This is a genomic window from Faecalibacterium sp. AM43-5AT, from assembly GCF_003603345.1.
Classification (GTDB): domain Bacteria; phylum Bacillota; class Clostridia; order Oscillospirales; family Ruminococcaceae; genus Faecalibacterium; species Faecalibacterium taiwanense.
Genome location: NZ_QVGZ01000044.1, coordinates 1 through 291, shown reverse-complemented (window position 1 = coordinate 291; position 291 = coordinate 1). Strand labels below are relative to the sequence as shown.

At 44.3% G+C, this 291-nt stretch carries 1 protein-coding gene; it reads left to right on the top strand.

The annotated features are described in order from the left end of the window. The coding region (locus DW937_RS15100) for a transposase (protein WP_207666670.1) at positions 1–291 on the top strand (291 nt) is incomplete at both ends.

Here is a 291-nt window from a genome sequence, read left to right as displayed (position 1 = left end):
CTGCGATGCCGGATACGGGAGTGAGGAGAACTATCTGTATGCCTTCAGACATGGCATTGAAACCTTTATAAAGTACAACTATTTTCATAAGGAACAGAAAAGGAACTTCCGGAACGACCCGTTTCTGTCTTCCAACTTTTATTATAATGAAGAAACCGACGGCATGTACTGTCCGATGGGACAGAGAATGAAAAGACTCTCCGATGCAAAGAGGATAACAGACAACGGTTTTGTGCAGACCATATCAAGATACAGGGCACATAACTGTAATGGCTGCCCGCTAAGATGCCG